Annotated in this window: 16 protein-coding genes; 9 read left to right on the top strand and 7 right to left on the bottom strand. The window is 50.1% G+C overall.

What is annotated here, in order from left to right; all coding sequences use genetic code 11:
- Positions 1-117 precede the first annotated feature (117 nt).
- On the bottom strand, positions 118-1,803 hold the full coding sequence (locus tag HFN16_RS17300; RefSeq protein ID WP_168891926.1) for a YcaO-like family protein: 1,686 nt from the start codon (positions 1,801-1,803) through the stop codon (positions 118-120).
- Between the two features lie 140 nt (positions 1,804-1,943).
- Between HFN16_RS17300 and HFN16_RS17295 the strand changes: the two genes are divergently transcribed.
- Positions 1,944-2,636 (top strand): VTT domain-containing protein, encoded by a 693-nt coding sequence (locus HFN16_RS17295; RefSeq protein WP_168891925.1) that lies wholly within the window; start codon positions 1,944-1,946, stop codon positions 2,634-2,636.
- Here the strand turns inward: HFN16_RS17295 and HFN16_RS17290 are convergent.
- From HFN16_RS17290 to rdgC, 3 genes are read right to left on the bottom strand one after another with little or no spacing between them, the layout of a single operon-like run.
- The gene (locus HFN16_RS17290) at positions 2,627-3,196 is read right to left on the bottom strand and encodes an arylesterase (protein ID WP_168891924.1); all 570 of its coding nucleotides are present in this window, start codon (positions 3,194-3,196) and stop codon (positions 2,627-2,629) included. The two genes, HFN16_RS17295 and HFN16_RS17290, sit on opposite strands and share 10 nt — an antisense overlap.
- 8 nt (positions 3,197-3,204) lie before the next feature.
- Entirely contained in the window at positions 3,205-3,726 is a 522-nt protein-coding gene (locus HFN16_RS17285) for a hypothetical protein (RefSeq protein WP_168891923.1), read from the bottom strand.
- 9 nt (positions 3,727-3,735) lie between these two features.
- Positions 3,736-4,350, bottom strand: a complete 615-nt coding sequence (gene rdgC / locus HFN16_RS17280; RefSeq protein WP_168891922.1) for a recombination-associated protein RdgC — start codon at positions 4,348-4,350, stop codon at positions 3,736-3,738.
- A 212-nt stretch (positions 4,351-4,562) separates the two neighbouring features.
- Between rdgC and HFN16_RS17275 the strand changes: the two genes are divergently transcribed.
- Together HFN16_RS17275 and HFN16_RS17270 are read left to right on the top strand one after the other, a co-directional pair.
- Positions 4,563-4,766 (top strand): hypothetical protein, encoded by a 204-nt coding sequence (locus tag HFN16_RS17275; protein ID WP_168891921.1) that lies wholly within the window; start codon positions 4,563-4,565, stop codon positions 4,764-4,766.
- Between the two features lie 98 nt (positions 4,767-4,864).
- Entirely contained in the window at positions 4,865-5,236 is a 372-nt protein-coding gene (locus tag HFN16_RS17270; protein WP_168891920.1) for a hypothetical protein, read from the top strand.
- Positions 5,237-5,245: 9 nt separating this feature from the next.
- On the opposite strand, the gene HFN16_RS17265 is transcribed toward HFN16_RS17270, so the two are convergent.
- Positions 5,246-5,920, bottom strand: coding sequence for a PilZ domain-containing protein (locus HFN16_RS17265; RefSeq protein ID WP_168891919.1), 675 nt, complete (start codon positions 5,918-5,920; stop codon positions 5,246-5,248).
- 200 nt (positions 5,921-6,120) lie between these two features.
- Between HFN16_RS17265 and HFN16_RS17260 the strand changes: the two genes are divergently transcribed.
- Positions 6,121-6,264 (top strand): hypothetical protein, encoded by a 144-nt coding sequence (locus tag HFN16_RS17260; protein WP_168891918.1) that lies wholly within the window; start codon positions 6,121-6,123, stop codon positions 6,262-6,264.
- 133 nt (positions 6,265-6,397) lie between these two features.
- Here HFN16_RS17260 and rfbA read toward each other — a convergent pair whose 3' ends face one another.
- Positions 6,398-7,294: a glucose-1-phosphate thymidylyltransferase RfbA gene (gene rfbA / locus HFN16_RS17255; protein ID WP_168891917.1), complete on the bottom strand. Its 897-nt coding sequence runs from the start codon at positions 7,292-7,294 to the stop codon at positions 6,398-6,400.
- A 129-nt stretch (positions 7,295-7,423) separates the two neighbouring features.
- On the opposite strand from rfbA, the gene HFN16_RS17250 reads away from it, so the two are divergent.
- From HFN16_RS17250 to HFN16_RS17235, 5 genes are all read left to right on the top strand, one after another.
- Complete coding sequence (locus tag HFN16_RS17250) at positions 7,424-8,158, top strand: DUF1614 domain-containing protein (protein ID WP_168891916.1); 735 nt, start codon at positions 7,424-7,426, stop codon at positions 8,156-8,158.
- A 9-nt stretch (positions 8,159-8,167) separates the two neighbouring features.
- Positions 8,168-8,953, top strand: a complete 786-nt coding sequence (locus tag HFN16_RS17245) for a MogA/MoaB family molybdenum cofactor biosynthesis protein (RefSeq protein ID WP_168891915.1) — start codon at positions 8,168-8,170, stop codon at positions 8,951-8,953.
- 109 nt (positions 8,954-9,062) lie between these two features.
- The gene (locus tag HFN16_RS17240) at positions 9,063-10,439 is read left to right on the top strand and encodes a TolC family protein (RefSeq protein ID WP_168891914.1); all 1,377 of its coding nucleotides are present in this window, start codon (positions 9,063-9,065) and stop codon (positions 10,437-10,439) included.
- A gap of 2 nt (positions 10,440-10,441) precedes the next feature.
- On the top strand, positions 10,442-10,648 hold the full coding sequence (locus tag HFN16_RS18990) for a dual CXXC motif small (seleno)protein (protein ID WP_348771058.1): 207 nt from the start codon (positions 10,442-10,444) through the stop codon (positions 10,646-10,648).
- Positions 10,626-11,579 carry a lytic murein transglycosylase gene (locus HFN16_RS17235; protein WP_247648375.1) on the top strand — a complete coding sequence of 318 codons (954 nt, stop codon included), beginning with the start codon at positions 10,626-10,628 and terminating at the stop codon, positions 11,577-11,579. The genes HFN16_RS18990 and HFN16_RS17235 overlap by 23 nt, the downstream gene beginning before the upstream one ends.
- A gap of 99 nt (positions 11,580-11,678) precedes the next feature.
- On the opposite strand, the gene HFN16_RS17230 is transcribed toward HFN16_RS17235, so the two are convergent.
- Positions 11,679-12,788 carry a glycosyltransferase family 4 protein gene (locus HFN16_RS17230; protein ID WP_168891913.1) on the bottom strand — a complete coding sequence of 370 codons (1,110 nt, stop codon included), beginning with the start codon at positions 12,786-12,788 and terminating at the stop codon, positions 11,679-11,681.
- Positions 12,789-12,841 lie beyond the last annotated feature (53 nt).

The following is a 12,841-nucleotide window of genomic DNA, read 5'->3' as shown; positions in this document are numbered from 1 at the left end:
AGTTTGGAATGTGGGTTGTGTCAATTGAAAAAAGGGAGGCTCCCATGGCATGGAAATAATAAAGGGCACACCCTTGAGGGTGTGCCCTTGTTTTGATTATCGATATGGTTGGCCGTTCTATTTGAACATATTCAGGTAATTTCTGAAGAGTCGTGGGCTGACACGAGAGTAGTGGTCAAAGTCAGACACAATTTCCAGACCTGGCACAATGGCTCGAGTGACCGGTATATCCAGATCCTTACGTGTGAGGTCTGCGTATACAGGTTGGTAGCCGTTATCCATGAGTGTCTTCTCAAGTACCATAACATCACCTTCAGCGCTGCCGGTGGAGTAATCGGGAAGGTCTTCTAACTTACGGACAGGAAGCCCTTCCGGTGCTGGGCTGCTTTTGGGGCCAGGGAAAGGATATGCCGTTTCGGTCATTGCAGAGAGCAGAGCCGATTTGCCGTTCAAGCCGCAACCGCCGCCTTTATTAACATCACCGTGAGCGCCAAGGACTACAGATTTATAGCAAGGTACTCCAATTTCTGGTGTAACATCCAGGAACCATACGTCGATGCCATCCGTTTTGTATGCCTCAAGCAGCGGGGCTATTTCCGGATCATCACTTTCCACACGGAAGCAACGTTCGGGGTCAAAGAGGACGGTGGCATCACTGTCTCGTTCAATGACTTCGGTCAGGGCCGATACCTTGGCTTCTGCCAGTGTGTTGCCGGATGCAAGGCCAGTGGAGCCGAGGGCTGAGAACAGATTCTGTTCATCCAAGTTGCAGAAGAGAAATACTAATTGAGCAGGAATGAGAACTGGTTTTACGCCTCCCTTACCATCAGGTGCATGGCCTTCGAACCAATTCAGCTTTTGTCCGGCGTAAGGGACTTCCAGTTTAATATCATTGGGGTTAATCGCCTCAACGTCCAAGTCGTCATAGGATGATTGGATGAGGGGGTATTCGTTTTTGTAGCCAGTGATGCCTTTATTGCTGAATGAGGCGTATGACGAGAAACGCTCGGCCATTTCCATGGCACAGGATGCGTCCGCATTGGCCTGGGCCAAACCGCGGCCATAGCTAGTCTGAATACCTTCCAGCGAGTTGGACATGCGGCCGTTGACACTGCGGGTTTTCACTGACCAATGGCGCAGGCGAGCGATTGGTGAAAGAGATGCCTTGTGTTGCATGACCGGGCCAAGGAATGCGTCTGCTTTATCCAGTACGCGAAAAGCGTGATCAATGGTTTCCTCAAGAGGACGACGTTCCTTGGCTGGCGGAAGTTCACCCTCCAGAGCGGCTCGTGCATCTCCGGCGGTGGTTACTTCTGGCAATACCAAGTCGTCATCGGAGAAAATCTGATCCAACGTCACTTCTTCCGGAGTGGGGAGCGGCTCCATGGCAAAAATATTGTTGCCGAACAATTCGATCCATGAGGAATGAAGTTTCTGATCTTCCTGGAGATAGGAGCGAATATGAATTGCCGGAGTGTGTGGAAGTAAGTCCGCGGGATCAAGGCCATCAAAGAGGGGCAAGAGAGGACGTTGTCGCTCATGGCAAATGCATGCTTCGAACATGATGGCGGTCAGGACTGGGTCAGACTTGCCGTTATCCTTCATCACTTCTTGGATCAGCTTTTTGAGCTTGCGGGTACGAAAATCCTTGAAACCCTGAAGAACAAACTCGTGCATGTAGTCATCATAAGGATGCTTGCGAAGATGTTCGATCATCTCGTTGAAGCTCAGGTTGGCCTCTGGCATGGCTGCGAACATGCCCACACCAAAATCCGTATTCATCATTTGCAGCTTGTAGCGCATGGAGTCCCTCGTATGTTATATCCCTGTCATCGGCTTGGATTATTAGTTGAATCGTGCTGCAGGGGTTAATTCCGATCAGTACGCTATGGTATAACGGCCATGAATACAAGGGTGAGAAGTCAGGAATTACAATCGTGCATATGAGCATACTCAAACGCAACGTGACAGGCGGGACTGTCCTCAAGGGGCTTTTGATTATTATTGTAGTTGGGGCGTGTGTTTATGCCTTTGAGCATTGGGGCGACCGATACATTTCACGAATCTCTGATTTCGTTGCTTCGCAGGGAGAGCAGGGGATAGTCGTTTTCATCGCCATTAATGCATTGGCAACCATGATCATGGTCCCTCAGGGCGTGTTTTCTGTCATGGCGGGAGTGCTGTTCGGCTGGAAGTTCGGTACGGCATGGGCCAGTGTTGCCATGACACTTGGTGCTGTAGGAGCTTTCTTTATTGCTCGATATGGAGTGAAAGAATGGTTGCGGGAGCGATTTCGCGATAATCATGTATACAGAAAAATGCAGTCATTAAGCCGTAGTCATCCCTTGCATGTGATTTCGCTGTCTCGATTGATACCGGTCATCCCTTTCCCGCTAGCAAGTTACCTACTTGGCGTTACTGAAGTACGCTCCTTACCATATGCTTTTCTGACATGGGTATGCATGTTGCCCGAGACACTTTTCCTCGCATCCGGTGGGCATTTGCTCAATGTCGGATTGTCCGGAAAGACATCAATAGAAGCGGCTGGCGTTCTTTGTCTCGCCGCCGTGGGGTTGGTGGTAATAGTCCACCGGATGAAGCAGAAGTTTCTTGAAGAGGGAAGTAATCAGGACTGAGCGCGTTTTGCCAGCTCCAGCGCCTGTGGCAGTACGCCTCGCGCAATAGCCTGTACGCCCTGTGCGTTAGGGTGCATCCCGTCCATGAGGGTCAACGTGGAATTCCCGAAATAGCATGAGAGAATGTCCGGAAAGAGTGGGATATCGTACTTCTCAGCAAGGTTGCCAAAGATGGGGTCGAACTGCGCCTTGTAATCTTCGTCCATGATGGTCATAGCCGAGATTCCCACTATGAGCATCGGAAGGTTGAGCGCTCGGAACCGTTCGATAATTGCGGTAAGATTGGCCGTGATCTCTTCGATGGAGTCACCAACGAAGCAATCATTTGCGCCAAATTCAATGATGACTGCATCGGGGTTGGCTGCCACCACTGCGTCGATGCGGTTCAGACCGTCACCTGCCGTATCGCCGGAAATTCCGTAATTCAGGCAGGTGACGCGAACACCTTCATCGCGCATCATGTCCTCGAGCACCACAGGCAAGGCCTCATCTGAGTGCAAGCCATACCCTTCGGTCAGGCTGTCTCCGAAACAGGCTATGCGGATAGGCTCATGGGACATCGCAATGCCTACTGGTTGATCCAGAGCTTGACTGCAGCCGATTCTTCTCTCCAATCCTTGCTCATGCGAAGCTTGAGGAATTGAGTGAAGACGATGTCGACCATTTCCAGGCAGCGTTCTACCAAGAACATCTTTTCCAGAAATTTTCCATCCGGGTCGTCGCCTTCTTCGTCCTTCGTGGCAACCTTGGGCGTCTTGAGACCGGAGATGCCGAAGTCGGCAGCGCTGACTGTTACAAGCCAGTCGTCTTCATCCATGGAGAAGAGGAGCTGAGCTTTGTTGACCTTTTTGCCGGTGAGCAGGCCTGTCTTTGCTTCGCTCAGTTCGCCGCCGGGGCTGGAAACCGTGGCGGTGGCTTTTGTTTCACCTTCTCCTCCCTGCACAGAAACTTTTTGTTCCATGTGAACGGAGAAAGTTCGCTTGTCCTCCAATTGGAAGAGGACGGTTTCATTATCCGTCTTGTACCAGAGCCAGGTAAGAAAATCCTGACCAAGCAGGGTGTTTTCGCGTTCTACGAGAGAAAGATCCATGATGTCTCCTTACACGAAGATGGTGGGTTCGAGGCCTTCCAGCCGGGGAGCAGCTTCTTCGCCGAGGATATCCATGGCCATGAAAAAGGGCGTAAGTGGCTCCAGATGCAGATCGAATGTGAGAGCGAAATAATCTTCAAACAGAGCGCGCACCTTGGAGTTGGTGGTGGTCAGGTAAATCCGATTGTTCGAGGGATTCCAGATGATGTCGAATACTGCAGGAATCGGGAATGTGCGGGCGCGAAGACGCAGGGTCACCTGCTCCTTGAGCTCGCGTTTGCGGTCTCGGGATACGAAATTCTTTCCCTGTTCCTTGTTCTGCGTCAGCTCTTTGTTCAGCGCTATGGTGTAGTGCTTCTTGAGCACTGCTGGGGGGATGCGTCGGGTGTCCAAGCGCATGGCAAAAGTAAAATACTCAGCCTTTTCGGGCGGAGATTGGGTCCAGTTTATATCCAACATGTCATCCATGTTGGTCCAACCGAAAGACCGTTCGTCTGCGGTTGCGTCGATGTCGACGAAGGCGAATTGCTGCAACTTTTCGGGGACTTGTGCCAGAAGATCCTGGGGGACGTCCTCGATGATGCGATAGCGTGTCAGCCCAAGGCTGGCGGATAGAATACTCAACTTCGGCTCCTCGTTTCATGCGTTAGTTTTGCAATCAGTCTAGGTAAAATCTTAGGCCCTTCTTGTCCAGCGAAAAGGGGGCGTGGTTCATCCTGAAAATGCTGTTCATGGCATGTAATTTGTAATAATCTATACATAACCGGAAATGTGCCGGAATTTCGACGTAAAGGAGAATCGATCGTGCATTGATGCTGAAGACAGAAGGTTGAGCCATGGCAGTTTGGCGGGCCAAGACTGACGACAAGGTAATCCATCTCGGTAATGTGAGGCGCAAGATGCTGACAAGGAATGGGTGTAATGAACCATTCCATGACTCCTACTGGTGCCCCAAGCGCAAGTGGTTCCGCAGCGAGCCCTGTCCTTTTGCCAATAAGCATGAGTGCAATACTTACTACAAACTAGCAGGCTCTCTTTAAATTTATAGTAATGAAGTTGTCGGCCCGGCGTGTTTTCTCGCCGGGCCTTCTTGTATTTCTTGCTCGACGCGTTTACAGTCGCGGCAATAGGAGAGACTATGCAAAAACAAGCACTTGCCGAATTGATAGAGTTTTTGGAAGAGAAAGCCGCAACTGTTCACCGTTTGGAGGACGAGGGTGAGAAAGCCCTTCAAAGCGAAGGGCAGCAGGCATTTCAGGTTAAACTGGAAAAGAAGGCAGAACTGTTGGCTGCGCTAGGGGAAAAGGCGTGGCCTATGACCGAAAAGGTTGGTGGAGAACTGGGAGACCAGATCGCTCAGCGTTTGGAACAGTTCTCTACGAGTGCCAGCACGGCGCTTCGCATCGGCAGTGTCTTCTTCATGACCGCACTGCTTTATCCCGAGGATCACAAATCAGGAGAGCCCAACGACCTTGAGAACTATATCACTGAGTTGAAAGGGAATCTCTAGGCTGCCAACTTAGTCAGGGAGTTGGAATTCCAAATCCTTCTTGGCGTTTTTTCGTTCCGCTTGCTGTTTCTGCCCCAAAAGGACGATTTCGTGCACGACGTCGTCCTGATGGCGGTCCATATCTTCGAAAATGCATCCTACGGAACCGCGCTCATGACGCATGACCTTGCACTGTAGCTTTTCAACTTTTAATTCGCCGTTGAGGTAGAGGTCGATCTCCAGCTTGACGCCGCCTTTGACGCGGGGCTTTTCAAAAGCGAACCCGAAGCCAGTGGCGCTAATATCGGTAACATCAAAGCGCTTCTTGAGGCGATGGACGTGTGCTTCCAGACCATCGACTCGAATGCGGACAGCCTTTCGTTTCTTGGCTCGTTCATCTTCATCCTTAAGAGAGATAGAAAAACCTAGGGCTTGCTCGTTGATAGGGTCAGCCGAAATTTGCTTGGACTTCTTGCGCTTTTTCCCCTTGGATGTATCCAAGCTGAAAGATGGAGCACCGGAAGTATTCTTTTTGATGGGCTTCTTGGTTGCTTTCTTTGGAGCGGCGGCTTCGCCCTTGGCAGTCTTCTTTTGGGCTGGTGCTTTTTTCTTGGCTACAGCTTTCTTTTTAGCCCCCTTTTTTTTCTTGGGCTTCGGTTTGTCCGACTTGGAGAAAAGATTGGTTATGAAATCGAAAAGGCCCATGTGTACCGCCATAAATATGAAATGTGTCGTATCCTCTGACCATTAATAGGCAAAATCCATACGGCTGACAAGTCCGTTAGGACTGAAAGAAGTAGTAGGGCTAGTTGGAAAATTGCTGAATGGGGTTGACATTTTCTTCACAAGCAGCCAAAGATCATACATCTTTTCAAGCCAAGAAGGGTTGTTCGAGGAGGAATACAATGATTGGTGAATTGCTTTCCGGTATGGCACACAGCACCGGCCCCGGTTTTGTCGGTGTTTCCCTGATTTTCATCTATCTTGCCTGGATCCTGACCATCGGAGTTCTCCGTGTTCGGGAAGCCATGGAAGAAGACCATCACTAAAATGATCGTCTGATTGTGGCACCGGGGTGCTGCGATTTCAAGCTTTCACGAGAAAGGCCACAGTCCATATGGACTGTGGCCTTTTGGTGTTATGGAGTTGAGCAGTTTTGCTCTCTGTTGCGACTTGGTTTGGTTATTCAGTGACTGCGCAGCTACCGGCTTCACCTTCAAGCACAACATCAAGAAGGTACTGGCCATAGCTGTTCTTGCTCATTTCGCAGGCGAGTTCCTTGAGTTCTTCAGCTGTAATGAATCCCATTCGGAAAGCTATCTCTTCTGGACTAGAGATAACATAGCCTTGCCTGTTTTGTACTGCCTGTACAAAGCTGCCGGCATTCTGAAGCGATTCATGGGTGCCCATATCAAGCCATGCATAGCCACGGCCGAGAGTCTGTACCTCCAAGTCTCCGCGCTCAAGATAGGTCTTGTTAACATCCGTGATCTCAAGCTCTCCTCTTGCGGAAGGCTTAAGAGATTTGGCGATCTCAATGACATCGTTGTCGTAAAAATAAAGACCAGTGACGGCATATTTTGATTTCGGCTTCTCAGGCTTTTCCTCAATGGAAAGGGCTTTGAAATCAACATCAAAATCTACCACACCATAGCGTTCAGGGTCTTTTACAAGGTATGCGAACACTATGCCGCCTTTGTCGAGCCTGCCAGCTTGTTGCAGAATGGAGCCAAGGCCGTGTCCGTAGAAAATATTGTCGCCGAGGACCAGGCAGACGGCGTCGTCGCCGATGAATTCTTCGCCGATGATGAATGCCTGAGCAAGGCCGTCCGGGCTAGGTTGAACTTTGTACTCAAGCTTGATGCCAAGTTGCGAACCATCGCCTAAAAGGGCTTTGAAGTGGGGCAGATCGCGTGGCGTAGATATGATCATGATTTCTTTGATCCCTGCCAGCATGAGCGTGGACAAAGGATAATAGATCATGGGTTTGTCGTATACGGGAAGGAGCTGTTTGCTGACCACGCGGGTTAAGGGGTGGAGTCTGGTGCCGGAACCTCCGGCGAGGATAATACCTTTCATGAAGACCCTCTTTGGTCCTGTAATTTACTAAATAATTAAGTTAGGGTACTTCCCAACTGACTGTTCGTGCATAATATAGGGGACAAAACAAATTGCAACCCGCAAATGGCGCGACAGCCAATCAAAATTATGAACAATCCATACTTTCAGTTTACTGGCGGCATTCTGCCCGTCCTGTTGTTTCTGGTAGCCCTTTTTTTCCTGTTTGTATTTCTTCCGGTATCTTTTGTGGTCGATGCATTCGGCAAGCTTGGGCTGACTCCTGCTCAGGGTGTGCTGATGCTTATCGCAATACTAATCGGTAGAACCGTCAACCTCCCCGTTTTTACAAGCGAGCGGTTAGTGGTGATTCCCAAGCCCCGCACCATGCACTTTTCGATGGATGAGTATGGTCGCCCTGTTCAGATTGAGGAAGAGCCTGCCAATGAGCTTAAGAAGCAGGTCTTTGCCCTGAATTTGGGCGGTTGCATCATGCCGCTCCTGCTCAGCATTACCTTTTTGATCAGTCTTCACATGAGTGGAAAGGCTGATGGGGCATATACGTGGATCGGGTTTGCTCTGGTTATGGTCGCGGGCGGCTGCTATGCACTGTCCAAGGCTGATCCATTTACCGGTTTACGGGTGCCTCTAATCATGCCCGCCATGATGACATTCATATCCGTCTATTTCTTTGTGCCTGAACCGTTTCGACCTGTAGCTGCCTATGTGGCGGGGACTTTGGGGACGATTATCGGTGGCAACCTTGCGCCGCTTCTCACTCCTCGCATCAGAAACAGTGTTGGCACTCCCGTGGTGTCCATTGGTGGTGCTGGAACGTTTGGCGGGGTTTTTGTTGCCGGAATTCTCGCAGTATTGTTGGCGTAAGGAGCTCTTATGACCTTGTGCAAAGTCGTTTTGAAGAATGGTGAATTAATTTCTCGTGGCCAGAAAGCACATCTTGGACTGGAGGGCTGTGAAGCTCCCGGTACATTAGTTGTTGCGAACTCTCTTCGGTCGCTTCGCGTGGGAGATCGTTTCGAGTTTGGTGAGATTGGATTTTTGGTCTTGGCGATCAACTGGATGCCCGGCGATGAGGGGAAGGCTTCAACGCCTCTCTACCTTGTGGAAGCAATGGCTGATGTTCCGGCGGGGGAGCGCGAATTTACCGTCACCCGTAAGGGGTACTCTCTGGCTTGGGTTACATTGAGCGACAAAGGTGCTGCAGGTAAGCGTACTGATGAATCCGGTCCGCTCATTGGCAAGCTGGTGGACGAACAACTTGGTCTGGGGCGAGTGCAGGGGTTTATCATTCCAGATGAGCCGAAGCAGTTAAAAGGGCTGTTGGTAGATCTCGCTTTGAATCAGGGTTTTGATTTAATCATGACTACCGGTGGTACAGGCGTCGGGCCTCGTGACATCACCCCGGAAGCAACCTTGTCTGTAATAGAGAAGCGGTTGCCCGGATATGAACGGGCGATGACCGCAGCCAGTCTTCAGAAAACTCCCCACGGTGCTATTTCTCGTGCTGTGGCTGGTACTCTTGGGAACGCCCTTATCGTCAATATGCCCGGAAGCCCGAAGGCTGTGGCTGAATGCTTGGAGCCGCTTTTGCCTACGCTTAAGCATACTTTGGAGAAATTGCAGGGTGATCCTTCCGACTGTGCGGTATTACGTAAGTAATCCATACTTTTTTGTGGTTGCGGCTACGGCCAAGTCTTGGTAGATAAATTGTTGTTTATTTGTTGCGAGTACAACTACACCGTCTAATTAGACAAGCAGGTCTTATTTTATGCGCCTTAAACGGGTTTTCATATTCCCCTTGATTCTGTTGGCTGTAATGGCCTTTTCTGTCACCGCCATGGCAATGGATGCCGACCCCGCCCCGGGCGAGGAGCAGGCTGTTTCCGCCATGGATGATTACACTGGTGACATTGATCTTGAACGTGCAGTAAAACGCGCTCTTGAGCTCAATCCCCAGATGACTGCCATTCGTGCTCAGTTGACCGGTTCCCAGTTTGGTACCCGTTCCGCGTTTGGTAATTTCCTGCCTGAGGTCGGCGGCTCTTACGGATACACGAACTACGGGCGACGCCTGACTTCAACCACTCGTCGTCACGATGATTGGGTTGCCAATGTTAACGTGACCCAGCCCATCTTCAAGGGTTTCAACCTGCTCGCCACTTGGCAGCGTGCCAAGTTGACTGAAGAATCCAATCAGGCTTCTCTGGATAATGTAGAGCTCACATTGATTTCCAGCGTCCAGTCCAACTTTCTTTCCCTGCTCAAAGCTCGCATGGATGTGAAAAGTGCCGAGGACTCTGTTGCCCGTCTGGAATCTCAGTTGAAAGTGATCAGCGCTTTTTATGAAGTCGGTCTTCGTCCGAAAGCTGAAGTGCTTGACGCAGAGGTTGACTTGGCTACCGCCAGACAGGATCTCCTGACTGCCAAAAACTCTGTTTCCACGCAGATGGCCCAGCTGAACACTCTCCTGAACATTCCCTTGGAAGCTGATGCTAATTATGTTGGACAGCTCAAGGATTTTCCCTTCAGTTTGACTCTGCAGGACTGTTTGAGTCGTGCTTACAAATCCCGTCCCGATCTGATCATCGGTAAGAAGTCCGTTGAGATCGCAGAAAAGGATTCCACCATTGCCGCCAGTAGCTTTTATCCGAGCGTGGAAGGCGAGTGGAATTACTACAACAAGGGTGTTGATGCAGGGCTGAGCAGGGACGGTGTGTATCCGTACACTTCCAAAGAATACTATACCGTTGGTGTTACAGCCTCCATGACTCTGTTCGAGTGGGGCGCTGACTACTACGATTACAAGAAAGCAGAAGAGAATGTGAAGCAGGTCGAGGCTCAGCTTGAAGAGACTCGTCTCAATGCTGGTTTCGAAGTGAAGACAGCGCTGTTGAATATTAACGAAGCTGCTGATCGTATCGAAGTTGCCAAGAAGTCTGTGGCTGCAGCTGAAGAAGCCTACCGTATGGCAGTTGCTCGCTATCAGGCTCAGGTTGGCACCAACACTGACGTGCTGAATGCTCAGTCTCGTCTGACCACGAGTGAAGCTCAGCTTTCTCAGGCATTGGCTGACTATGGTACTTCTGTGTCTACGCTTTTCGTGGCCATGGGTGAAAAGAACCTCGGTCTGAATAAAGCCGAATAAACATGTTTTTGAACCGAAAACGCTCCTGGGATGCCCGGGGTATGGAATGCGAGAAGTGCGGTTTTGATTTGACGGCTTATCGTGGTTGCCAGCAGGTAACTCTGCGATGCCCCAAATGTGGTAAGTCGTATGATCTCGGAGAATTCGCGTCCAAGATGGACGATGATTTTGAGGAGGAAATGGGCTTTGTTCCAATGGACAGGATCTGATTTCTTCTCCACAAAGCGCCTCAAACGGGCGGCCATCGTATTATCGTTGGCCGCCGTTTTTATTTGCACAGGTGTGCTCAATGCCAGCGCTCAGAGTACTGTATGGCGCCCTTTGGTGGAGCGTCTGGTCGCTGATGATTTTGATCGCACCTATGTAGAGTCTCTATTTAGCCGCAAAAGTCTCGAGTTCTCTCCCGAGATCATGGCGCGCAAAATGAATGCCTTGTTAGGTACACGTCTTTCCAATACGAAGCCGGGCCCTCCTCGAGAACCGGAGGTCATGGATCGTTATTTGAATCCTATTCTGATAGCTGGAGCATATGCCTTTTATCGTGAGCATAGTGGAGATTTGCGGGCTATCGAACGTAAATATGGCGTCCCAGGTGAGGTCCTGACTGCTCTTATGTTGGTTGAGACTAAACTGGGGACACAGGTCGGAAAACATAATGCACTGAATATTCTGGCAAGCATGGCTCTTGCGACAGATTATGAGTTGATTCGCCCCCATATTAAACACAAGGATTTGTCCGATGAGGATGTGGAGTGGTTAAAAAAACGCACCACTCAAAAGGGCAACTGGGGATATGGCGAACTCAAGTCCCTCATCACATATGCTCAAAAGAACGGTCAGGATCCTTTGGTTATTCCCAGTTCCATGTACGGGGCAATAGGTGTTTGCCAGTTCATTCCCTCAAGTGCTTTGAGCTACGGCGTCGATGGAACTGGTGACGGCAAGGTTGATCTGTTCGATAAAACTGACGCGCTTTACAGCATGGGTAATTTTGTGAAGCGACATGGGTGGAAAGACGGATTGTCGCGCGAAAAGCAACTCAAAGTGATCTATCGTTATAATCATTCCGAAAGCTATGCCCTGACCATCATGGCTGTGGCTGACAAGCTCAAGAAGACCAAAGAATTTTTTGGAAACTAGAGTCAATCTGTACACTTAGTGTCTGAACTGCGCACAAAAAAAGGCTTTCCGAACTATCGGAAAGCCTTTTTTTGATTAGTAGCAAGTGTAAGGTGAGAGTTAGTCTCGTTCCAGCAGGCTCTGATATAAGTTCAGTGTGCGCTTCAAAAACTCTTCGAGTGTCAATTGAGACATGATTCTCTTTTGGGCTCCAAGTACCTCTTTTTGAATGTCATGATCTGTTGCCACTGATGCGATGGTATTTGCCAGGGCCTCAGAATCACCTGGTTCTACCAGCATGGATGGACCAACCAAGTCGGGCATGACGCCTACAGTGGTTGAAACAAGCGGGCGGTCTGCTGCCATAATTTCGAGAGCCGAGCGTGCGATGGCTTCAGACCAGAGGGAGGATATCACGCCGATATCCAAGGCGGAAATACAGGCCTCAACATCATCCCTTTTGCCGCTTATGCGGGTGAAGTCTGCCATATCATTGGCGTCGATCCAGCTTTGGATTTCCGATGTACTCATGGCTGTGTCAAACCCAATGAGGAAGAGCTTGATGTTGTCCATACCTTGCTGACGCAAACGGGCAACTGCTTCAATGGTTTCCTTCTGTCCTTTAACACGGTCGAACCGGCCTAACAGGCCTACAACGATGTCGTTGTCGGCATAGTCGAATTCCTTACGAACTCGCTTGCGGCCTTCTTCGGTGAAGGAGAAGCGTTGTGTATCCACGCCGCCATGAATGAGCCATAGTCCATCGCCGGGGGTACGCATGGTATCCAGGAAATAGTTAGACATACGACGGTTGGTAACGACAACGGCGTCGGCGACATGTGCGTGCAACCAGCGGTTGAAAGGATCGCTTTTGGGCGGTCGTTGGTCACCTCTTGTTCGTACAAGTTTGAATGGGAATCCCAGATGCTTGAGGATTCCCCATAGGAAAAATCCTTCCCCTCGGTGGCAATTGACGATATCCGGACGATGTGTCTTGAGTAGTTGTATGATGTGCCGTGTTGCTGCAACGAATTTTGCAGGGCTGACCGTGTTAAGGTCAACGGCAACCGTATTCAGTCCCATCTTCTGGGCCATCTGCTCTGATGCCGTGTTGGCTTGAGTGAGGACTGTCACTTCATGGCCCGCGTCGGCCAGTAACTTGCTCAAAGTGATGGCATACCATGCTGTTGCATTGAACCATCGAACATTGATTACCTGAAATATCTTCATATGATGTGCCTGTGTTGTGTCATTGGTCTTCGGTTAACCAACATGACAGGTCA

It is taken from the genome of Pseudodesulfovibrio sp. zrk46, assembly GCF_012516435.1.
Classification (GTDB): domain Bacteria; phylum Desulfobacterota; class Desulfovibrionia; order Desulfovibrionales; family Desulfovibrionaceae; genus Pseudodesulfovibrio.
Note: the sequence above shows the minus strand (reverse complement) of the source record. Positions and strands in the feature narration are given on the sequence as shown.

Coding starts and splice junctions, on each gene's coding strand:
- HFN16_RS17300 (WP_168891926.1), bottom strand. CDS start 1,803: ATGCGCTACAAGCTGCAAATGATGAATACGGATTTTGGTGTGGGCATG.
- HFN16_RS18990 (WP_348771058.1), top strand. CDS start 10,442: ATGTTTTTGAACCGAAAACGCTCCTGGGATGCCCGGGGTATGGAATGC.
- rfbA (WP_168891917.1), bottom strand. CDS start 7,294: ATGAAAGGTATTATCCTCGCCGGAGGTTCCGGCACCAGACTCCACCCC.
- HFN16_RS17260 (WP_168891918.1), top strand. CDS start 6,121: ATGATTGGTGAATTGCTTTCCGGTATGGCACACAGCACCGGCCCCGGT.
- HFN16_RS17265 (WP_168891919.1), bottom strand. CDS start 5,920: ATGGGCCTTTTCGATTTCATAACCAATCTTTTCTCCAAGTCGGACAAA.
- HFN16_RS17240 (WP_168891914.1), top strand. CDS start 9,063: ATGCGCCTTAAACGGGTTTTCATATTCCCCTTGATTCTGTTGGCTGTA.
- HFN16_RS17230 (WP_168891913.1), bottom strand. CDS start 12,788: ATGAAGATATTTCAGGTAATCAATGTTCGATGGTTCAATGCAACAGCA.
- HFN16_RS17245 (WP_168891915.1), top strand. CDS start 8,168: ATGACCTTGTGCAAAGTCGTTTTGAAGAATGGTGAATTAATTTCTCGT.
- HFN16_RS17250 (WP_168891916.1), top strand. CDS start 7,424: ATGAACAATCCATACTTTCAGTTTACTGGCGGCATTCTGCCCGTCCTG.
- HFN16_RS17295 (WP_168891925.1), top strand. CDS start 1,944: ATGAGCATACTCAAACGCAACGTGACAGGCGGGACTGTCCTCAAGGGG.
- HFN16_RS17285 (WP_168891923.1), bottom strand. CDS start 3,726: ATGGATCTTTCTCTCGTAGAACGCGAAAACACCCTGCTTGGTCAGGAT.
- HFN16_RS17270 (WP_168891920.1), top strand. CDS start 4,865: ATGCAAAAACAAGCACTTGCCGAATTGATAGAGTTTTTGGAAGAGAAA.
- HFN16_RS17290 (WP_168891924.1), bottom strand. CDS start 3,196: ATGTCCCATGAGCCTATCCGCATAGCCTGTTTCGGAGACAGCCTGACC.
- HFN16_RS17275 (WP_168891921.1), top strand. CDS start 4,563: ATGGCAGTTTGGCGGGCCAAGACTGACGACAAGGTAATCCATCTCGGT.